Here is a 20,379-nt window from a genome sequence, read left to right on the forward strand (position 1 = left end):
CCCGAGCGTTGCGGCATACTCGACGTCTCTGGAGATCCATCAAGCATGCCCGAGCAACTCAATACACGCGTCGAAGACTGTTACCAGCTAGCCGAATCCTTTTTCAAACGCCCTTTCAAACGCCCCGTGGTGAGCCTCAAGCTGCGCGGGCAAAAAGCCGGTGTCGCGCATTTGCATGAGAACCTGCTGCGCTTCAATCCGCAGCTGTACCGGGAAAACTCCGAAGATTTTCTCAAACAAACCGTGGCCCATGAGGTTGCGCACCTGATCGCTCATCAACTGTTCGGCGACCGCATCCAGCCCCATGGCGAAGAGTGGCAACTGATCATGCGCGGCGTGTATGAACTGCCGCCCAATCGCTGCCACACCTACGACGTCAAACGCCGCAGCGTGACACGCTACATCTACAAATGCCCGTGTGTGGACAGCGACTTTCCGTTTTCGGCCCAGCGCCATGGTTTGGTGCGGCAAGGGCGGCGGTATTTGTGTCGGCGATGCCGGAGTACGTTGGTGTTCAGTGGGGAAATGCGCGTCGAGTGACCGTCTGATCGTTCCAGCGCTCTGTGTGGGCACGATCTAAGTAACGACCCTGCCACGGCGCAACGCTTCAATCCGCTCAGCGCTGTATCCCAACGCCCCCAACACCTGATCGGTATGCTGGCCCAACGTCGCGCCGATATGCCGTGGCTCGGGCAACCCTTGCGAAAACTTCAACGGACACGCCATCTGCGCCTGAGTCGTCCCGTCACCACGCGGCACATCGGCCACCATCGCCCGAGCCTTCAACTGCGGATGCCGCACCGCTTCGCCCAAACTCAACACCGGCTCGACACACGCATCCAACCTGGAAAACAGTGCACACAACTCGGCGAAATCGCGCGTCTCGAACTCAATCCTCAGCGCGTTCTTCAGCGCCTTTTGCAAGGCGGGTTCAGGCGATAACCCCAAGGTTTCCAGTGCTTCCAGTCCCAACGCTGCACACAGCTGCTTCATGAACGCCGGCTCCAGACTGCCCACCGAAAACCAGCGCCCGTCACGGGAACGGTAATAGTCATAGAAACTGCCACCGTTGAGCATCTGATCTTCCCTTCCCGGCTCCTTGCCACAGGCCAGATACCCGGCGCCGGCCATTGCGTTCAGGCTGAACACACAGTCAGTCATGCTCACATCCAAGTGTTGCCCCAACCCGGTTTGCTGCCGGGCGATAACCGCCGCCAGCAGCCCGATCACCCCGTGCAACGAGCCACCGGCGATATCCGCCACTTGCATGCCCAACGGCAGCGGTCCGCTGTCGGCGCGACCGGTGTGGCTCGCCAGCCCCGCCAGCGCCAGGTAGTTGATGTCGTGGCCGGCGCGGTCCTTGTAGGGGCCGGTCTGGCCATAACCGGTGATCGACACGTAGATCAGTTTTGGCTTGATCGCCTTCAAGGCTTCATAACCCAGGCCCAATCGGTCCATCACGCCGGGGCGGAACTGCTCCAGCACGATGTCGTACTCGACAAGTAACTGCTTGATCACCTCCAGCGCCTCAGGCTGCTTGAGGTCCAGCGCCAGGCTGCGCTTATTGCGATTGAGGTAGGCATGGCTGGCGGAGACGCCCTGATCGTGAGGCGGCAATACCCGCAGCAGGTCCATGCGCGTTGGCGATTCGATGCGCAGCACCTCGGCGCCCATGTCAGCCAGCAACAGCGAAGCGAACGGCCCCGGCAGCAGTGTCGAGAAATCCAGAACCTTGAGTGATGCCAGTGGACCGAGCATGGCCGTTCTCCGTAAACGATGTTTCCAGACTAGGCAGCCGACGGCATTGCAGCAATCACCTTATGCGTCAGATGCGCTGACCGTTGCGCTCAAATCGCAGGCATGAAAAAACCCGCCGAAGCGGGTTTTTTCAGTGCAGCCGTCTTATTTGACGTTGATTGGGGTCGGGCCTTCGGCCACGCCCAGGTCATCTTCAGGACGGGTGTCGGCGATGCCGCGACCGCCAGAAGCCAGCTCGGCGTGCATCACGTCAACATCCAACTCCTTGACCCACTTGGCCACCACCAGAGTGGCAACAGCGTTACCGACCAGGTTGGTCAGGGCACGGGCTTCGGACATGAAGCGGTCGATACCGAGGATCAACGCCAGGCCGGCAACCGGCAAGTGGCCAACGGCGGACAAGGTGGCCGCCAACACGATGAAGCCACTACCGGTCACGCCCGCAGCGCCTTTGGAGGACAGCAGCAACACCACCAGCAGGGTGATCTGGTGAGTGATGTCCATTTGGGTGTCGGTTGCCTGAGCAATAAACACCGCTGCCATGGTCAGGTAGATGGCCGTGCCGTCGAGGTTGAACGAGTAACCGGTCGGGATCACCAGACCCACAACGGATTTCTGCGCACCCAGACGTTCCATCTTGATCAGCATGCGTGGCAGCACCGATTCCGAAGAAGACGTACCCAGCACGATCAGCAACTCTTCGCGGATGTAGCGGATCACTTTCAGCACGCTGAAGCCGTGAGCGCGAGCGATACTGCCCAGCACGACCAGAACGAACAGCACGCAAGTGATGTAGAAGCACGCCATCAACTGACCCAGTTGCACCAGCGAACCCACACCATAGGCACCGATGGTGAACGCCATGGCACCGAAGGCACCGATTGGCGCGAGCTTCATGATCATGTTGATGATGTTGAACATCACGTGGGCGAAGCGATCGATGAAGTCCAGGATCGGCTTGCCGTAGGCTCCCAGACGATGCAGGGCGAAACCGAAGATCACCGAGAACATCAGCACTTGCAGGATATCGCCCGTGGCGAACGCGCCGACGATGGTGGACGGGATCACGTTCAACAGGAAGCCAACGACGCTTTGATCAGCACCGGCCGCTACATAAGCAGCGACTTTGGAGGCATCCAGCGTAGTAACGTCGATGTGCATGCCAGCACCCGGCTGCACGATGTTGACCACCACCAGACCGACCAGCAAGGCGATGGTCGAAACGACTTCGAAGTAGAGCAGCGCGTAACCGCCGGTCTTGCCAACCGACTTCATGTTCTGCATGCCCGCGATACCGCTGACGACGGTGCAAAAGATGATGGGGGCGATGATCATTTTGATCAGTTTGATGAACCCGTCACCCAGCGGCTTGAGGGCCACACCAGTCTGCGGGTAGAAGTGACCGAGCAGGATGCCGATGGCAATAGCAACGATCACCTGGAAATACAGGGATTTGTACAGTGGCTGACGAGTCGTCATTGTAAAGTTCCTCAAAAGTGCCCGGTGACAACATCCATCTGTTGCCAAAGACACTTCAATTGCGAACCCTCCTGCACTGGAGGGATTTGTTTTATCGAGCTGCGCAACGGCAGGCATCTGCGGGTTGTATCGCAAGCCCCGTGCCACCTTCGTCAAATCGCCAGCCAGCCTGTTGACCTCAAGGGTTGCGGGTTTTTCTTGGTCACCAAACGGTTACGGCAAAGTGGCGGATTTCCGCCCATCGACCAGACCTCGTCCTACAATTTGGCGGATATCCGCCTTGTTGATCATCAGGCACCACGGCTACCATCCGTCGCTCAATGGACGGACTTGCCTTCTATGCGCGAACGCACCATCGCCAGTCATTTCGCCCGTGCCGCCCTCGGGGGCGCACGCCGGCTGGGTTATGACTATTCACATTTGCTGCAACAACTCGGCATCAGCCCCGAGTTGCTTGAAGAGCCACGAGCGAGAATCGCGCCTGAACAGTTCACCCGATTGATCCAGGGACTGTGGTTGGCACTGGACGACGAATACCTGGGCTTCGGGCCGGTTCCGAGCAAAACCGGCAGCTTCGCGATGATGTGCCATGCAGTGATCCACTGCCGTAATCTGGAGAAAGCCCTCCAACGCGGCCTATTGTTTTACAGCTTATTCCCCGACAGCCCGCGTCTGACCCTGACCCGCGAAGACGACATGATTCGCCTGAGCCTCGACGATTCGCAGTTCCGCGACCCGGACCACTTTCTCACCGAGAGCCAGTTGATGGTGTGGCACCGATTCGGTAGTTGGCTGATCGGCCAGCGCATTCGGCTGGATCAGGTGACGTTCAGCTACCCGACACCCGAACACGGCGCCGAATACGATTTGCTGTTCCCCTGCCCCATGATCTTTTCCAGCGCGCAGAGCAGCCTGCTGTTTCACAGTCGCTACCTGAACATGCCGCTGTTGCAGGACGAACGGACGCTCAAACATTTCCTCGAACACTCCCCCGCCGACCTGTTGTCGCGCCCGGATGACGGTGACAGTTTGAGCAGCCAGCTGCGAAGATTGCTCAGCCGCGACAGTTCACGCTGGCCGGACCTGGAAGCAGTGGCCGCGCATCTGCACATCAGTCCGCAAACCTTGCGTCGGCATTTGCGGGAGGAAGGGTCGAGTTTTCAGGCGTTGAAGGATCAGCTGCGCCGGGACATCGCGATTTATCACCTGGGGCGGGCGGATTTGTCGTTGCAGCAGATTGCCGAGCAACTGGGGTTTTCCGAGCCTTCGGCGTTTCACCGGGCGTTCAAGAAGTGGACCGGGTTGACGCCGGGGGCCTACCGCGCCAAGGATAATTAAGGTCAAGAGATCGCACCGATCTCAAACCACCGGAAAATGAATCCGAAACGCCGCCCCACCCATCGACGAATCCCCCAGCATCAGCTTCGCGTTGTAGCTCTCGATAATGTCCTTGACCACCGCCAGCCCAATCCCCTGCCCCGGATGCTGGCGATCCAGCCGTTCCCCCCGCTGCAGAATCCGCGCTCGCTGATCCGGTGGCACGCCCGGCCCGTCATCCTCAACACACAATTCAACCCCGCCAAGGCTTTCGCTCACGCTGATGCGTACTTCGCCGAGGCACAGCCGATAGGCGTTTTCCAGCAGGTTGCCCATCATTTCCAGCAAGGCGCCCTGCTCGATCGGCACATAACACTGCTCTGGCAGATCGAACGCGACCCGCACGCGCTTGTCGCGGTAGACCTTGTCCAGTGTGTCGCACAAGCTTTGCAGCACCGGACGCAGGCGTACCTGATGGCGCACCAGACCGCTTTTGCGCAGGCTGGCGCGTTGCAGTTGATATCCGATCTGCTGGCTCATGCGCTCGATCTGGGTTTGCAGCACCCAGGCCTGATCACGATCGGCCGGGCGCTGGGCCATGTCTTCGCTGACGCCTTGCAACACGGTCAGCGGGGTTTTCAGGCTGTGAGCCAGGTCGTCGAGGGAATCGCGATAGCGGCTGCGTTGTTCGCGCTCGCTGTGCAGCAAGCGATTGAGGGAGCCGGTCAGGCGCAACAGTTCGCGCGGGTGTTGTTCGCTGAGGCTTTCGCGGGTGCCGCTTTCGATCTCGTCCAGCTCCTGACTGAGCCGGCGCAACGCTTGCAAGCCCCAGGTCAGGCCGATCCACAGTAGCGCGAGTAACACCAGCAAGGCTGCACCGAATCCCAGGTAAAGGTTTTCCCGCAGACCTTCGAGGGTGGCTTCGTACTCACGCACCGGTTGCAGCGCGACGATGCTGAACGCCGCGCTCTTGCCGCCGAGCAGTTTGACCTCGACGTCATAGACGAAGAATTCCTGGCCGTTGGCTTCGCTGATTCTCGCGAACTCGTTACCGCGTCCGTCGTAACGCGGTGTGTAGTTGATGTGCTCTTCCTGGGTGCCCTTCGAGCGCCAGACCAGGTGCCCTTCGCGGTCATAGATGTAGCCAAGCAAACGGCCGTCAGTCAGGTTGAAACGCTCATCGGGCAACTGCGCCGGCATCTGCAAGCGGTTGTTCTCCACCCGGGCGGCGGAGATCAGCGTGGTGACGTCTGACGCCAGGCGCTGTTCAATCGAGTCCTGCAACGCCATGCTGAACGCGCCCTGCATCGCTGGCAGCAACGCCAGCATGAACAACACCGCCAGGATCGTGGCGGCGAGCATCAAACGGACACGAAGGGAACGAATCAAGTGCAGCGCTCATTGAACAGGTAGCCGAGACCACGCACGGTATCGATCGGTTTGAAGCCGGCCGGACCTTCAAGTTTGCGCCGCAGACGGCCGACCAACACTTCGATCACGTTCGGATCGCGCTCGTCGTCGTCCGGGTAGAGCTGTTCCATCAAGCGGTCCTTGGCCACCACTTGCTGGTGATGACGCATCAGGTACTCAAGAATCCGGTACTCGTATGCCGTCAGCCCCAGCGGTTGTTCATCGAGGGACGCCTGTTTGCGGTTCAGGTCCAGCAGCAACGGCCCGGCGACGATGGTCGACTGGGTGAAACCGCTGGAGCGGCGCAGTAACGCGTTCAGCCGGGCATCGAGTTCTTCGAACTGAAACGGCTTGACCACATAATCGTCGGCGCCGGCGGCGAGGCCTTCGACCTTGTCCTGCCAGTTGCCACGAGCGGTGAGGATCAGGATCGGAAAGGTCTTGCCGCGCGAACGCAGTTGGCGGATCAGGTCGAGCCCGCCCATGCCCGGCAGGCCGAGGTCGATCACCGCCAGGTCATGGTTGAACTGCTCGGTCTGGTACAGCGCCTCTTCGGCATTGGCCACGGACTCGACCACGTGGCCGCTGTCCGTCAGGCGGGTTTGCAGGTGATGGCGCAACAGCGCTTCATCTTCAACGACCAGCAGTTTCATAACGCTCTCCCAGGCAAATCATCATCTCCAGAGGCTCGACTCACCCAATGGCACGCGTACCTCAATGGCTAACAGGGCGACGCCGGATCAGTCCTTGGGATTGATCCGGCGCAGGCCTTTCGCGCAACGCTTCTTAGAAAGCGTAGTTCGCCGACAGGTAAGTCTGGGCGCTACTGGTCAGGTTCAGCGAACCCTGTTTGCCGCCACCGCGCTCGCTCATCTCGGTGCTGGCGTTGCTGCGCAGGTAACGGTAACCCAGTTCTACCGAGGTGTTTTGCGAGACCTGTTGCAGGACACCCAATTGGCCGCCGATGGCGTAACCGATGTCGCTGTCGCGGCTGAAACCTGGCGAATCCTGAGTCATTTTGGTCAAACCGGCCGTGGCGCCGCCGAACAGTTTGGTGCTGCCGCCCACCGGGTAGAACAGATCGTAACTGCCCAGAAGGTTTTCCTGACGCAGTTTAATGCCATTGTGCGAGCCCGACACGTTGTCGTAAGTGGCGTAGTAGCGGCGCTGGCTGTTTTGCTGGCCCAGACGCACACCCCAGGTGTTGTTCTTGCCGATCACGCCGTCGGCGTTCGGGCTGTTGAGGTTGTCGTTCAGGGCGTGGGATTTTTTGACCTTGTCGCTGGTCTGCCCAAAAGTAAGGCTGGCGAAATTGTCGTCGGAAGCGAAAGCCGCGGTACTTGCGCTCAGGACAGTGAAAGCCAGAAGCAGTTTTTTGAAGCCAGTCATAGGAGAGTTCCTTATGTGCTATTTGCTATTTGGGTACGGGGCAAGGTTACTCACCCGGCCCTGAACTCCCCCTGAACGCACTCTGAACCTGAGCTGAACCAGATCGACCCAGCTGTTTTTGACAACTTTTCCGTCAGGAGATCCGACCATGCGCTTGTTTCTCGCTTTCGTCTTGCTGGCCTTGAGCGGGCTGACTATAAATTTGTCAGCCTATGGCCGCGACGCCAATCCAAAGCTTTGTGCTACCCAGCCTGAGAGCAACCCGGCAAAATGCCCCGCATGAATCGCGCCCCCGCCCTACCCGTCTGCTGTACTCCACTTGATGCCCATTGGTCGCTGCCGTTTGCGCTGCCCGATACGGTGCTGTTGAGCACTCACTTCGATCCCTCGCAACTGGCCAGTGATGATTTCCAGCGCAGCGCCATCGAGCTGCCGCCCACCATCCAGCGTTCGGTCGCCAAGCGTCAGGCGGAGTTCCTCGCCGGGCGGGTTTGCGCTCGAGCGGCGTTGCAACAGTTGGAAGGGCTGAGCTTTATCCCGGCCATCGGCGAGGACCGGGCGCCGGTGTGGCCGACGCATATTTCAGGCTCGATCACTCACAGCACCGGCCGGGCCTCGGCGATTGTCGCGAAGAAAACCCACTGGCGCGGCCTGGGAATGGACCTGGAAAACCTGCTCAACCCTGAACGGGCCGAGCGACTGGCCGGGGAAATCCTCACCCCGCCAGAGTTGCAACGCATGACCGCCGGCCGTCGCGATCAATTGGCGATGCTGGTGACCCTGACATTTTCGGTGAAAGAAAGCCTGTTCAAGGCGCTGTATCCGATCGTTCAGCAGCGCTTTTATTTTGAACATGCCGAAGTTCTGGAGTGGGCCGAAAGCGGTGAAGTACGGCTGCGGCTGCTGACAGATCTGTCCAGCGAATGGCGCAATGGCACTGAGCTGGATGCGCAGTTCGGGGTCATTGATGGGCAGTTGTTGAGTCTGGTCAGCATCAAGGCCTGAGAACGCTTCCTCTGTAGCCGCTACCGAAGGCTGTTACAGGGCAAGCGCCAAGCTCAACGTTTCTCTTGATTCCTCGGCCAGCTCAGGCTGAAACACGCCCCGCCCAGGCTTTTGCTCTTGCTGATCAACGCCCGGCCATCATGCCAATGGATGATTCGCCGTACGATGGACAACCCCAACCCATGCCCACCGGAGGCACGGGTACGGCTGTCATCGAGGCGCAGGAAGGGTGTGAAAATCTTCTCCCAGGCCGTTTCCGGCACACCCGGCCCGTCATCCTCGACATCCACTCGACAGCGCTGCTGCCCGACCTGATAGCTGACGGTCACCCGTGATTGGGCGTGGCGCATGGCGTTGCTCACCAGGTTCTGCAACGCCCGGTGCAGGTAGCGTGGCTCGGCCTCGACCCACGCGTCGTCGTTGTCAGCGGCGGACAAACACAGACCGCGCTGCACCGTGACCTCGGCGCGTAACGGCGCCAGTTCTTCGATCACCTGATTGACCAACGCATCCAGATCGATCCGCTGAAAATTCAGCGCCGGCGAACCCTGTTCCAGTCGTGCGTAAGTGAGCATCTCATCCACCAGACGATCGAGATCTTCGATGTCGTGGTCCATGCCTTCGCAGTATTTTTCCAACGCTTGCGGCGTGGTGGCCGAGCCGATCATTTCCAGACCAAATCGCAACCGCGCCACGGGTGTGCGCAGCTCATGAGACACGGCGCGCACCAGCTCACGCTGAATCGCCAGCAACTGCTGCAAGTGCTCGGCCATGCCGTTGAACGCCGAGGCCAGCCGTCCCACCGAGTCGGCGCCGCGTGCCGGCACGCGGGTTTCCAGGCTGCCCTTGGCGATGCGCGTGGCGGCCGCTTCCAGGCCACGCAAGCGGCGCTCAAGTTGGCGCACCAACAAATAGACGATCAAACCGATCAGGCTCAAACCCAGCGCGGCGATCAGCACCAGCCACTCTGGCGGATAAGGATTCATCTGATACAACGGGCCGATTTCCAGCACCCACGGCGTACCGACCATGCCGGCAAACACCCGGATCGAATCGCCGCCCTTGCCCAGCGCCATCACCGTGTCACCCTCGGACACCCGGCGACTCTGGTCCTCGTCCATGTCCGCCTGCTCGATCGTCACCAGCCGCAAGTCGAAACCAAACCCTTTATCGCGCTTCAACTGCGCCAGGCGCTCGGGTTGCTCGGCGACCGGGTAGCGCACCAGTTCATCGGCCAGCAGGTAAATAGTCGCCCGGGCCAGTTGCTCGCTGATCTGCTGAACTTCGCCGGTCAGCACCAACTGTTCCTTGTCGCTGACCAACCGGTAAACCCTCGCCGCATGCGGACCGGTCTGTTCCACCAGCGCCTGCCCGCGAAGCACGCGGGTACGCTGGGTGAGGTCGAGGTCGGTTTGAGCAAAGGTCTTCAGCGCCAGAGGAATTCCCAACAACCGTTCCCACACCAGCAAGGCTCGGTGGCGCTCGGTTTCGTTCATCGGGTTCAGATTGTCGGCCATCAGCGAGAACGTGCCATGGGCAAGGCGTTCGCGGTATTGCTCGCCGCGCACCTGGTTAAGCAGGTGCAAGGCCAGCACGCCGAGTACCGCCACCAGAATCAGCGCCGCGCACATGCCGCCATAAATGCGCAGGAAGATAGAGTTCACAGCGTGCAGGCTTGTGGAACGAACAGATAACCTTTGCTGCGGATGGTCTTGATCAGCCGTGGATGCTCCGGGTCATCGCCGATTTTGGGGCGAATGCGCGAGATGCGCACGTCGATGGAACGGTCCTGGCCGTCATAGCCAATGCCGCGCAATGCAGTGAAAATCTCTTCCCGGGACAGGATACGCCCGGCGTTGGCGACCAGCAGCCAGAGCAGATCGAACTCAGCGCTGGTCAACTCGATGCCGTTGTCATTCAGCCAGGCTTCGCGCAATGCGTTGTCGACCACCAAGGGACCGAACTGCAGACGCCGTTGTTTTTCCGGCGCCACTTCAGGTGTTTCACTGCGTCGCAACAGGGCCTGGATGCGCGCCAGCAGCAGGCGTGGGCGAACGGGTTTGCACACGTAGTCGTCGGCGCCCAGGTCCAGGCCAAGAATCTGATCGGTGTCGTCGGTGCGGGCGGTGAGCATCAGGATCGGGCCGTCATACTTGTCGCGGACCTTGCGGCAGATGCTCAGTCCGTCTTCGCCCGGCAACATGAGGTCGAGGATCACCAGGTCCGGTTTCTCCTTGATGATCCGTGCCGCGGCCAAGGCGCCGTTGCCCTCGATCGATACGCGCAGACCATTGGCTTCCAGGTAGTCGCGGGTCAGTTCGGCCAGACGCTGGTCGTCCTCGACAATCAATACCTGCCAGGCTTCTTGCTCCACGGTGACCTCTGCTTGCCAACAACACTTAATAAGGAAGGATCCGCCCGTCTTTTTGTCATGATGGGGGAGGATAAGAATGCATCTGCATTGGCCGATTGTATAAACGCCGCTCGCCAAGAACACAAGCCGGTAAATGCGTTCGGACAACGCGGTTTTTTGTGATAGGGTTCGCGCCCTTAAAAATTCAAATGGCCGTTTTCAATCATTGAAAATCAGTGAAAAACGGTCCGCTCCAGCTAGGTCGCGGCCTACACGCCTGTTCCACCTTTCACACACAATTTACGCACAGGTTTATCCACAGGTAGTACGTTGCAACACCCCCCAAAACGCATTATCTTGTACCCCGGCGCCAAAAAAACCCTACATGTAGGGTTTTGCGTAAAAAACCAAACACAAACCAGACATCGATTTCAAGCGCTTTTATTGCCTCTGTCCGGTTGAACCAAACGTAGTTTCGAAAGACCAAACCCCGCGTGCGGATGGCTACTGTTTTTGACCCGAAAACGGCGTTAACGGTACGGGTGTTGCAGTCAATTACTGTCACCCAAATGGATCCCGGTTTCAGGCTCAAGGCCTGTGACCAAAGACTTCGGCATGGAAGCGGCGCCCCAATTGCCCCTTCCTGATCTGTCCCGAAGTTGGTATGCCCGGCCCTTTGCCGGTTGTAGTGCTTCAGGACGGAACGGTGGGCACCGTGATGGTGCCCAAACAAACATAGAGAATGTGGAGACAACCCCCCATGCAAACCGACACAACTCGCGAGAACCCGCAGGGCACCTTGCCGCAGGCCGCTGATTCGACTTCGGATCTGTCCGCCACCGCGCCTGGCCAGCTGCGCGTGATCAAGCGTAACGGCACTGTCGTTCCTTACACCGATGACAAGATTACCGTCGCGATCACCAAAGCGTTTCTCGCAGTTGAGGGCGGCAGCGCTGCCGCTTCGTCGCGAATCCACGACACCGTTGCCCGTCTGACCGAACAAGTCACCGCGACCTTCAAGCGTCGCATGCCCTCGGGCGGCACGATCCACATCGAAGAAATCCAGGATCAGGTCGAACTGGCCCTGATGCGTGCCGGCGAGCAGAAAGTAGCGCGCGACTACGTGATCTACCGTGACGGTCGTTCGAAAGAACGCGCCGCCCACGCGCCGGCCGAAGAAGCTGTCAACGCTCACCCGTCGATCCGCATCACCCGCGCCGATGGCACCTTTGCTCCTCTGGACATGGGCCGCCTGAACACCATCGTTACCGAAGCGTGCGAAGGCCTTGCAGAAGTCGACGGCGACCTGATCCAGCGCGAAACCCTGAAAAACCTGTACGACGGCGTGGCCCTGACCGACGTCAACACCGCTTTGGTGATGACTGCCCGTACACTGGTCGAGCGTGAGCCGAACTACTCGTTCGTGACCGCCCGCCTGCTGATGGACACCCTGCGCGCCGAAGGCCTGAGCTTCCTGGAAGTCGCCGAAAGCGCGACCCACCACGAAATGGCCGACCTGTACGCCAAGGCGCTTCCAGCCTATATCGCCAAAGGCATCGAATTCGAATTGCTGAACCCGATCCTGGCGACCTTCGACCTGGAAAAACTCGGCAAGGCGATCAACCACGAGCGCGATCAGCAGTTCACTTACCTGGGCCTGCAAACCCTGTACGACCGTTACTTCATCCACAAGGACGGTATCCGCTTCGAACTGCCGCAGATCTTCTTCATGCGCGTGGCCATGGGCCTGGCGATCGAAGAAAAAAACAAAGAAGACCGTGCGATCGAGTTCTACAACCTGTTGTCGTCCTTCGACTACATGTCGTCGACTCCGACCCTGTTCAACGCCGGTACTCTGCGTCCACAGCTGTCGAGTTGCTACCTGACCACCGTGCCGGATGACCTGTCGGGCATCTATCACGCGATCCACGACAACGCCATGTTGTCGAAATTTGCGGGCGGCCTGGGCAACGACTGGACCCCGGTTCGTGCACTCGGTTCGTACATCAAGGGCACCAACGGCAAATCCCAGGGCGTTGTTCCGTTCCTGAAAGTCGTGAACGACACCGCCGTCGCCGTCAACCAGGGTGGCAAGCGCAAAGGCGCTGTGTGTGCCTACCTGGAAACCTGGCACATGGACATCGAAGAGTTCATCGAGCTGCGCAAGAACACCGGTGATGATCGTCGTCGTACCCACGACATGAACACTGCCAACTGGATCCCTGACCTGTTCATGAAGCGCGTCTTCGATGACGGCAAGTGGACCCTGTTCTCGCCGTCCGAAGTGCCGGACCTGCACGAACTGACCGGCAAGGCCTTCGAAGAGCGTTACGAGTACTACGAAGCCCTGTCCGAGTACCCGGGCAAGATCAAGCTGTTCAAGACCATCCAGGCCAAAGACCTGTGGCGCAAAATGCTGTCCATGCTGTTTGAAACCGGCCACCCATGGCTGACCTTCAAAGACCCGTGCAACCTGCGCAGCCCGCAGCAGCATGTTGGCGTGGTTCACAGCTCGAACCTGTGCACCGAGATCACCTTGAACACCAACAAGGACGAGATCGCCGTTTGCAACCTGGGCTCGATCAACCTGCCGAACCACATCACCAACGGCAAGCTCGACACCGCCAAGCTGGAACGCACCGTGAACACCGCCGTTCGCATGCTCGATAACGTTATCGACATCAACTATTACTCGGTGCCACAAGCGAAGAACTCCAATTTCAAGCATCGTCCGGTCGGTCTGGGCATCATGGGCTTCCAGGACGCTTTGTACCTGCAGCACATTCCTTACGGTTCCGACGCTGCCGTCGAGTTCGCCGACAAGTCGATGGAAGCGGTCAGCTACTACGCAATCCAGGCTTCCTGCGACCTGGCCGACGAGCGCGGCGCCTACGAGACGTTCCAGGGTTCGCTGTGGTCCAAAGGCATCCTGCCGCTGGATTCGCAACAGATCCTGATCGAGCAACGTGGCCAGAAGTACATCGACGTTGACCTGAACGAATCCCTGGACTGGGCACCGGTTCGTGCCCGCGTTCAGAAAGGCATTCGTAACTCCAACATCATGGCCATCGCACCGACCGCGACCATCGCCAACATCACTGGCGTATCGCAGTCGATCGAACCGACCTACCAGAACCTCTACGTGAAATCGAACCTGTCGGGCGAATTCACCGTGATCAACCCGTACCTGGTTCGCGATCTGAAGGCTCGCGGCCTGTGGGACTCGGTCATGATCAACGACCTGAAGTACTACGACGGTTCGGTGCAACAGATCGAGCGCATCCCGCAAGAACTCAAAGAGCTCTACGCGACGGCCTTCGAAGTGGACACCAAGTGGATCGTTGACGCGGCAAGCCGTCGTCAGAAGTGGATCGACCAGGCTCAATCGCTGAACCTGTACATTGCCGGCGCATCGGGCAAGAAACTGGATGTGACCTACCGCATGGCTTGGTACCGTGGCCTGAAAACCACTTACTACCTCCGTGCCCTGGCCGCGACCAGCACTGAGAAGTCGACCATCAACACCGGCAAGCTGAACGCTGTTTCCAGCGGCGGCAACCACGGTGAAGATTCGGTCCTGGCAGCGCCTGCCGGCCCTGCTCCAGTGCCGAAAGCTTGCGCCATCGACGAGCCGGATTGTGAAGCTTGCCAATGACAGCCAGGTACAAATAAGCGGATACACTAAGCTTTAGAAACCAAAAAAACCCCTGATAAAACAGGGGTTTTTTTTGGTTTACAGCAAAAAACGAAGTTTCTATATTCCCGCCCTGCTATCACTATGGATAAGCGCCCGACTACCCACTCGTACAACTGTCGAGTACCTAGACAGCGACGTCGTTGGCGATGATGTGCTGGATATTCTGAGAATTGCCCAAATTGAAGCAGGGGTCACTTATGCCCCGGCATCGATGAGAAAACAAGTGCCGACGCGACCCCGCCCATCACGCAAACAACGCGATAACAGGGTCAAAAAGGCCCTGAGCAATAATTGGATTCACCGAGGGCTTCTAAGGTAGCAATCCGAGGCTATTCGATATCAAGTCATTATCGAGAGGGTATTTGATTCAGAAAACATCAACGATCAACTCACGGTCTCTTATTTGACCAAGGTGATTGGTATATCCGAGAGTTGAATCACCTTTGCCGCGACAGAGCCCAGAAAGATCCCCGCCAGAAAACCGTTACCCTGTGAACCTAGGATGATGCTGTCACATCCCAGGGAATGCGAGCACGCCACAATTTGGCTGGCTGCATCGCCTTGCAAGGTATGGAGTGCGAATGCAATCCCTTCTTGCTTCATAAGCGCCTCAGCTTCTTGTGAGTCCTCAGCACTTTTATCACCGTAGTAACGACCAACCTCGTCGTCGCTCATGTCGTGTGCGATTCGAGTTGGTAAAAGTGGCTGCACATTCACCAGATGTACCTCAACACTCCCGCCGAGTAATCCTCCATCCTGGATCAGACCAATAACCCCCGATAGGCCTCTGGCTTGTCGGGGGTCTTCTTTTGTCACAAGGAAAGTAGCGGCCCGACGATGGGGCCCCTGCGACCACAAAAAAAACCCCTCGATTGAGGGGCTCTTTGTGCAGCACTTTTAGCCAATCTGCATCAGGTCATCTGAATGATGGTCTGCATGATGGTGCTTTGCGTCGAGATGGTCTTAGCGTTCGCCTGGTAGTTGCTCTGCGCCTTGATCAGGTCGACCAGCTCATTGGTCAGGTTGACGTTGGACTCTTCCAGCGAATTGGAATGAATCTCGCCCAAGGTACCGGTGGTCGGCGCATCGTAACCCGGGATACCCGACGAATAGGTTTCTTTCCAACTGGTGCCGCCTACAGGCTGCAATCCTTGTTCGTTGGTGAAGCTGGCGAGCGAGATCTGGCCGATGGCCTTGGTCTGGCTGTTGCTGAAGTTGGCGAGCATCACACCGCTGCCGTCGATGGTCAGGTTGGTGATCTGGCCAGTGGCGTAACCGTTCTGCGAAGGAATCGAACGCGCGGTGTCAGCGTTGTACTGCGTGGTTTTGTCCATGGAGACCGTCACAACACCGGAGGTAGCGCCGTTGGCTTTCCATACGCCATTGGTCACGGTGCCGGGAACCCATCCGGTGACCTTCAGGTCGGGGCTGACAATCGGCGTAGGGGTGGCTGGAGTGGTGACGGACACAAGTTTGCCTGATGCATCGAACGCCATGGTCGAAGCGACCGGTGGGTTCGCCGGAACCGCGGTAGGACTAGGGTCGGTGCCATCCGGGTTGCGACCATCAATCAGCGTGTAGGTCTTCCAGGTGTTCGCGCCCGTTTTGACCATGAATTGGTCCATGACGTGCGAGTTACCCTGAGTGTCGTAAATCGGGGTACTGAACTGCTTGGTGAAGGACGCTTCTTTGGTCGGGTCGAACGGGATGACAGCCTGATCGATTTCCAGTGCTGTGGAGTTAAGATTGATCGTCGACGATACCGTGGAGGTGTTTTTGGGCGCCAGGTTCGAGGTATCGATGCGCAAGTCCGTCAACACGCCATTAAGGATCTTGCCATTGGCATCCACACCGTAACCCTGCAGACGCGCAGTACCATCGGTGTTGGTGACGTAACCGTCCTTGTCGACCTTGAACGTCCCGGCACGGGTGTAGGACAACGATCCATTGGTGTTCAGCACAAAGAAGCCGGAACCGTTGATACCCAAGTCCAGCACGTTGCCGGTGTTATTGATGTCGCCCTGGGTGAACTGCTGGGAAACGTTGGCCAGGCGCACACCGTTACCGATGGTTTTGCTGCCCGAACCCAGCTTGGTCGCAGAGTAAACGTCTTCGAATTCCGCACGGGACGATTTGAAACCGGTGGTCGCGACGTTGGCGATGTTGTTGCCGGTCACGTCCAGTTGTTTGTTGGCTGCATAGAGACCGCTAAGGCCGATATTGAAAGACATATTCCACTCCTTTGTGCCGTGTTAGTCGGCTCTACATACCAATGGTTTGTACTTTGGACAGCGCGATGCTGCCCAGCCCGGCCAGGTTGAGCATCAACTCACCGCCGGTCTGGCTGATGGTCACGCTGTTGACGGTTGCCGGCAGGTACGTCACCAGCGAGGTTGCCTGGCCGTCGTAAGTTGCGGTGGCGCCGAAGGTATAGGTACCCGCCTTGGCCACTTCGCCTGCATCGTCTTTGCCGTCCCAGATGAAAGTGGAAGTACCGGCCGCCTGGCTGCCCAGGTCGATGGTGCGGACAACCTTGCCATCGGCATCGGTGATCTTGACCTTCACCGGGTCCACCGACGCCGGTACGGCAATGGTGCCGCTGAAACTCTTGGCGGTATCGACCACCGCCGTGCCGCCCGGTGCAATAACCGAACGCCCGACCAGCGACGACGCCTGCAACGCCTGGGACGAGTTGTAGTTGCTCGCCAGGCCACTGACGGTGTCGTTGAGCGTGGTGATGCCTTCCAGGCTACTGAACTGGGCCAACTGGGCGACGAACTCACCGTTGTCCTGCGGTTCCAGCGGATTCTGGTTTTTCAGTTGCGTTACCAGCAACTGCAGGAACGCGTCCTTGCCCAGGGCCTTGTTGCCGGTGGCGCTGTTCGTTGCCACCGCCAAGCCGTCGGCACTGGTGTTGGTCTTGATCGAGGAGTTGGCCAGGATGTCCTTGAGGCTCAAACCACTGGTGGTATCGGTAACACTCATCTGAGTCGCCCCTTATCACTGACCGAGGGTCAGGACCTTCTGCATCATGGTTTTGGCGGTGTTCATCATTTCGGCGTTGGTCTGGAACGAACGGCTCGCGGAAATCATGTCAGCCATTTCTTCCACCACGTTGACGTTCGGGTAGTAGACGTAGCCCTTGGCGTCGGCCGCCGGATGGTTCGGCTCGTAGCGTGCGTCAAGGTTGCTCTGGTCTTCGACCACGCCCAGTACTTGCACACCTTGGCCGGCGGCGTCCTGGTTCTGGAACAACGAACCGCTGCCGCCGCTCTGGCCGCCCCGGAACATCGTGGCGAATACCGGGTGCCGCGCACGGTAGGTCTGATCGATGCTCGACGAGACGGTCTCAGCGTTGGCGATGTTACTGGCGACGGTGTTCAAGCGAGTGGTCTGGGCACTCATACCGCTACCGGCAATGTTGAAAACACTGGCTAGAGACATGACTTACTCTCCACGAAGGGCTGACACCAGCCCTTTGAATTTGCTGTTGAGCAGGGTGAAGCTGGCCTGGAAGTTGACCGCGTTTTCCGCGTAGTTCGACTGTTCCAGCTGGGCGTCCACGGTGTTCTGGTCGATCGACGGTTGCATCGGCGTGCGATACAGCAGCGACTCGTCGCCATTGCCCAGGCCTTCGGCTTCGATATGACGGCTGTTGGTCATGTTCAAGGCGAAAGTGCCGCTCTTGGTCTTCTCGTTCTGCGCGGCGAGCACTTTCGAGAAGTCCAGATCCCGAGCCTTGTAGTTCGGGGTGTCGGCGTTGGCGATGTTGTTGGCCAGGACTTCGGCACGCTGGGCGCGAAATCCCAGGGCTTGTTCGTGGATACCGAGCGCTTTATCGAAGCTGATGCTCATGTCGGAAACCTTCGGGTGACCTGATTTTTCGTAACAGGGACATAGCAAGCGTCGTGCCAATTGATAAAAGGCCGTAAACCGGGGCTTTGCGGGCAGTGGCAACGTGGCAATGCCAGAAAAGCGGCAACCGATTTCCGCCGCCTGCCGCTTTTCTGCCGCTTTGCACGGTCTGGAGAGCACCACCTGACCCAGTGGGGGGAGGGATTGAGAAATGAGCAGGCAAAAAAAACGAGAACCCCTGAGGACTCCCGTTTTTTGATAACGCCAACGAATCACTTCGCCTGGTAAATGATTCCCGGGCTGCACTGGACCATCTGGTAATGATCCGGCAAACCATTCAGCGCCTCGGAAGCACCAAGAAACAGATAACCGCCTGGCTTCAACGTGCTGTGAATGCGCAACAGGATGTCCTTCTTCACCTCGGCGGAGAAGTAGATCAGCACGTTGCGGCAGAACACGATGTCGAACTTGCCGAGACTCGCGTAGCTGTCCAGCAGGTTGAACGAACGAAACTCCACCCGGCTCTTGATCGGTGCCTTGATTGCCCAGCGCCCCGGCCCTTTCGGGTCAAAGTAACGTTGAAGGCGCTCGGGCGACAGGCCACGGCCGATGGCCAGGCTGTCGTACTCGCCGGTCTTGCAGTTGGTCAGCATGGTGCCGGACAGATCAGTGGCAACGATCTGCACGCCCATCTTCAACTGGCCCATGTTCACGCGTTCGAACTCATCGATCGACATCGACAGCGAATACGGTTCCTGACCCGACGAACAGGCCGCCGACCAGATCCGCAGACGCTGGCCAGGGGCAGCCTTGATCGCTGCCGGCAATGCCTTGTTCTTCAAGACTTCAAACGGATAGGTGTCACGAAACCACAGGGTTTCGTTGGTGGTCATGGCATCCACCACCATTTCGCGCAAACCGCTGCGCGGCTGGGTCTGGATGCGCTGGACCAGCTCACCCAGGGACTTGATGCCTTGCTGTTCCATCAGTTTGTTGAGACGGCTCGATACCAGGTACTGCTTGTTTTCACCGAGCAAAATGCCACAGGCTTTTTCCAGGAAGACCCGGAACTGTTCAAAATCCAAATTACCCGTAGACAAAGATACCGCCTCTTAAATCGTGTTAACCGTTAGGGGCAGAAGGCCCCTAACTGATGTCTGCTGCTTTGATCCGGTTGACTACCCGGGATGCCAGGTCATCAGGACGGAATTTGGCAAGGAAGTCATCGGCACCGACCTTCTTGACCATCGCCTGATTGAATACACCCGACAACGAAGTATGCAGGATGATGTGAAGCTTTTGCATGCGAGGGTCGTTGCGGATCTCGGCCGTGAGGGTGTACCCGTCCATCTCCGGCATCTCGATGTCGGAAATCATCATCAGGAACTCTTCTTCCGGCTTCTTGCCTTCGTCGACCAGCTTGCGCAGGTAATCCAGCGCTTGCCGACCGTCGTTCAACGCCACCACTTCGACACCGACCGTCTGCAGGCAACGGGTCACCTGCTTGCGCGCCACCGACGAGTCATCGACCGTCAGTACTCGCAAAGAGAGCGCCTTGTGCTGGGTTTCGACATCCACCACGCCAACGGAAATCGCTTCCGGTGTCGGTGATACTTCCGCCAGCACTTTCTCGACGTCGATGATTTCGACTAACTGATTGTCGACCCGAGTCACAGCCGTCAGGTAATGATCGCGTCCCGTGCCCTTGGGTGGCGGATGAATCTCCTCCCAATTCATGTTGACGATGCGTTCCACTGATCGCACCAGGAACCCCTGAGTCTTGGTGTTGTACTCCGTGATGATCACGAAGGGATTGCTTTGATCTTTCAGCGCACCGGAACCGGTCGCCATGGCCAGATCAAGAATCGGAATGGTCGCCCCCCGAATATTTGCCACACCGCACACGACAGGACTGGATTTTGGCATCAGCGTCAGTTTGGGGCATTGCAGCACCTCCCGAACCTTGAACACGTTGATCCCATACAGCTGCTGACCGTCGAGACGGAACAACAACAGCTCAAGGCGATTCTGCCCTACCAGTTGCGTGCGCTGGTTTACCGCATCCATTACACCAGCCATGCAAAGACTCCTACACCAACGCTTAAGTGTGTTGCGA

18 protein-coding genes are annotated in these 20,379 nt (G+C 58.5%); 4 read left to right on the forward strand and 14 right to left on the reverse strand.

What is annotated here, in order from left to right; genetic code table 11:
* Positions 1-45: 45 nt before the first annotated feature.
* Positions 46-540, forward strand: coding sequence for a SprT family zinc-dependent metalloprotease (locus ACXPVS_RS18325; protein ID WP_458511183.1), 495 nt, complete (start codon positions 46-48; stop codon positions 538-540).
* A 36-nt stretch (positions 541-576) separates the two neighbouring features.
* On the opposite strand, the gene ACXPVS_RS18330 is transcribed toward ACXPVS_RS18325, so the two are convergent.
* Together ACXPVS_RS18330 and ACXPVS_RS18335 are read right to left on the reverse strand one after the other, a co-directional pair.
* On the reverse strand, positions 577-1,758 hold the full coding sequence (locus tag ACXPVS_RS18330) for a CaiB/BaiF CoA transferase family protein (protein WP_458511184.1): 1,182 nt from the start codon (positions 1,756-1,758) through the stop codon (positions 577-579).
* Between the two features lie 144 nt (positions 1,759-1,902).
* Positions 1,903-3,237: a dicarboxylate/amino acid:cation symporter gene (locus ACXPVS_RS18335; RefSeq protein ID WP_458511185.1), complete on the reverse strand. Its 1,335-nt coding sequence runs from the start codon at positions 3,235-3,237 to the stop codon at positions 1,903-1,905.
* A 339-nt stretch (positions 3,238-3,576) separates the two neighbouring features.
* On the opposite strand from ACXPVS_RS18335, the gene ACXPVS_RS18340 reads away from it, so the two are divergent.
* On the forward strand, positions 3,577-4,575 hold the full coding sequence (locus ACXPVS_RS18340) for an AraC family transcriptional regulator (RefSeq protein WP_458511186.1): 999 nt from the start codon (positions 3,577-3,579) through the stop codon (positions 4,573-4,575).
* Positions 4,576-4,596: 21 nt separating this feature from the next.
* On the opposite strand, the gene ACXPVS_RS18345 is transcribed toward ACXPVS_RS18340, so the two are convergent.
* The 3 genes from ACXPVS_RS18345 to ACXPVS_RS18355 form a co-directional block, all read right to left on the reverse strand.
* Positions 4,597-5,943 carry an ATP-binding protein gene (locus ACXPVS_RS18345; protein ID WP_458511187.1) on the reverse strand — a complete coding sequence of 449 codons (1,347 nt, stop codon included), beginning with the start codon at positions 5,941-5,943 and terminating at the stop codon, positions 4,597-4,599.
* Positions 5,940-6,617 carry a response regulator gene (locus tag ACXPVS_RS18350; protein ID WP_458511188.1) on the reverse strand — a complete coding sequence of 226 codons (678 nt, stop codon included), beginning with the start codon at positions 6,615-6,617 and terminating at the stop codon, positions 5,940-5,942. Before ACXPVS_RS18350 ends, ACXPVS_RS18345 begins: the two co-directional genes overlap by 4 nt.
* Before the next feature lie 133 nt (positions 6,618-6,750).
* On the reverse strand, positions 6,751-7,353 hold the full coding sequence (locus ACXPVS_RS18355; RefSeq protein WP_458511189.1) for a hypothetical protein: 603 nt from the start codon (positions 7,351-7,353) through the stop codon (positions 6,751-6,753).
* Between the two features lie 279 nt (positions 7,354-7,632).
* Between ACXPVS_RS18355 and ACXPVS_RS18360 the strand changes: the two genes are divergently transcribed.
* Positions 7,633-8,358, forward strand: coding sequence for a 4'-phosphopantetheinyl transferase family protein (locus ACXPVS_RS18360; protein WP_458511190.1), 726 nt, complete (start codon positions 7,633-7,635; stop codon positions 8,356-8,358).
* Positions 8,359-8,411: 53 nt separating this feature from the next.
* Here the strand turns inward: ACXPVS_RS18360 and ACXPVS_RS18365 are convergent, their stop codons facing one another.
* Positions 8,412-10,022 carry an ATP-binding protein gene (locus tag ACXPVS_RS18365; protein ID WP_458511191.1) on the reverse strand — a complete coding sequence of 537 codons (1,611 nt, stop codon included), beginning with the start codon at positions 10,020-10,022 and terminating at the stop codon, positions 8,412-8,414.
* Positions 10,019-10,732, reverse strand: a complete 714-nt coding sequence (locus ACXPVS_RS18370; RefSeq protein WP_458511192.1) for a response regulator — start codon at positions 10,730-10,732, stop codon at positions 10,019-10,021. The genes ACXPVS_RS18365 and ACXPVS_RS18370 overlap by 4 nt, the downstream gene beginning before the upstream one ends.
* A gap of 739 nt (positions 10,733-11,471) precedes the next feature.
* Here ACXPVS_RS18370 and ACXPVS_RS18375 point away from each other — a divergent pair.
* Positions 11,472-14,366, forward strand: a complete 2,895-nt coding sequence (locus ACXPVS_RS18375; protein WP_458511193.1) for a ribonucleoside-diphosphate reductase subunit alpha — start codon at positions 11,472-11,474, stop codon at positions 14,364-14,366.
* A gap of 441 nt (positions 14,367-14,807) precedes the next feature.
* On the opposite strand, the gene ACXPVS_RS18380 is transcribed toward ACXPVS_RS18375, so the two are convergent.
* The 7 genes from ACXPVS_RS18380 to ACXPVS_RS18410 form a co-directional block, all read right to left on the reverse strand.
* A complete protein-coding gene (locus tag ACXPVS_RS18380) occupies positions 14,808-15,224 on the reverse strand; it encodes a universal stress protein (protein WP_458511194.1) in 417 nt (138 codons plus the stop codon).
* A 95-nt stretch (positions 15,225-15,319) separates the two neighbouring features.
* Positions 15,320-16,639: a flagellar hook protein FlgE gene (gene flgE, locus ACXPVS_RS18385; RefSeq protein ID WP_458511195.1), complete on the reverse strand. Its 1,320-nt coding sequence runs from the start codon at positions 16,637-16,639 to the stop codon at positions 15,320-15,322.
* Positions 16,640-16,670: 31 nt separating this feature from the next.
* Entirely contained in the window at positions 16,671-17,393 is a 723-nt protein-coding gene (flgD, locus tag ACXPVS_RS18390) for a flagellar hook assembly protein FlgD (RefSeq protein ID WP_458511196.1), read from the reverse strand.
* A gap of 15 nt (positions 17,394-17,408) precedes the next feature.
* Complete coding sequence (flgC, locus tag ACXPVS_RS18395; protein WP_458511197.1) at positions 17,409-17,852, reverse strand: flagellar basal body rod protein FlgC; 444 nt, start codon at positions 17,850-17,852, stop codon at positions 17,409-17,411.
* A gap of 3 nt (positions 17,853-17,855) precedes the next feature.
* The gene (flgB, locus tag ACXPVS_RS18400) at positions 17,856-18,263 is read right to left on the reverse strand and encodes a flagellar basal body rod protein FlgB (RefSeq protein WP_282482664.1); all 408 of its coding nucleotides are present in this window, start codon (positions 18,261-18,263) and stop codon (positions 17,856-17,858) included.
* 272 nt (positions 18,264-18,535) lie between these two features.
* Positions 18,536-19,363, reverse strand: coding sequence for a protein-glutamate O-methyltransferase CheR (gene cheR / locus ACXPVS_RS18405; RefSeq protein ID WP_458511198.1), 828 nt, complete (start codon positions 19,361-19,363; stop codon positions 18,536-18,538).
* A gap of 46 nt (positions 19,364-19,409) precedes the next feature.
* A complete protein-coding gene (locus ACXPVS_RS18410) occupies positions 19,410-20,342 on the reverse strand; it encodes a chemotaxis protein CheV (protein ID WP_458511199.1) in 933 nt (310 codons plus the stop codon).
* Between the last annotated feature and the right edge of the window lie 37 nt (positions 20,343-20,379).

The sequence above is a fragment of the Pseudomonas sp. Ma2-10 genome (assembly GCF_054330215.1).

Excerpts from the sequence above, each read along its gene's own strand:
- flgD (WP_458511196.1), bottom strand. The coding sequence starts at position 17,393 with ATGAGTGTTACCGATACCACCAGTGGTTTGAGCCTCAAGGACATCCTG.
- ACXPVS_RS18330 (WP_458511184.1), bottom strand. The coding sequence starts at position 1,758 with ATGCTCGGTCCACTGGCATCACTCAAGGTTCTGGATTTCTCGACACTG.
- flgE (WP_458511195.1), bottom strand. The coding sequence starts at position 16,639 with ATGTCTTTCAATATCGGCCTTAGCGGTCTCTATGCAGCCAACAAACAA.
- ACXPVS_RS18375 (WP_458511193.1), top strand. The coding sequence starts at position 11,472 with ATGCAAACCGACACAACTCGCGAGAACCCGCAGGGCACCTTGCCGCAG.
- ACXPVS_RS18340 (WP_458511186.1), top strand. The coding sequence starts at position 3,577 with ATGCGCGAACGCACCATCGCCAGTCATTTCGCCCGTGCCGCCCTCGGG.
- flgC (WP_458511197.1), bottom strand. The coding sequence starts at position 17,852 with ATGTCTCTAGCCAGTGTTTTCAACATTGCCGGTAGCGGTATGAGTGCC.
- ACXPVS_RS18335 (WP_458511185.1), bottom strand. The coding sequence starts at position 3,237 with ATGACGACTCGTCAGCCACTGTACAAATCCCTGTATTTCCAGGTGATC.
- ACXPVS_RS18325 (WP_458511183.1), top strand. The coding sequence starts at position 46 with ATGCCCGAGCAACTCAATACACGCGTCGAAGACTGTTACCAGCTAGCC.
- ACXPVS_RS18355 (WP_458511189.1), bottom strand. The coding sequence starts at position 7,353 with ATGACTGGCTTCAAAAAACTGCTTCTGGCTTTCACTGTCCTGAGCGCA.
- ACXPVS_RS18410 (WP_458511199.1), bottom strand. The coding sequence starts at position 20,342 with ATGGCTGGTGTAATGGATGCGGTAAACCAGCGCACGCAACTGGTAGGG.
- ACXPVS_RS18350 (WP_458511188.1), bottom strand. The coding sequence starts at position 6,617 with ATGAAACTGCTGGTCGTTGAAGATGAAGCGCTGTTGCGCCATCACCTG.
- flgB (WP_282482664.1), bottom strand. The coding sequence starts at position 18,263 with ATGAGCATCAGCTTCGATAAAGCGCTCGGTATCCACGAACAAGCCCTG.
- ACXPVS_RS18360 (WP_458511190.1), top strand. The coding sequence starts at position 7,633 with ATGAATCGCGCCCCCGCCCTACCCGTCTGCTGTACTCCACTTGATGCC.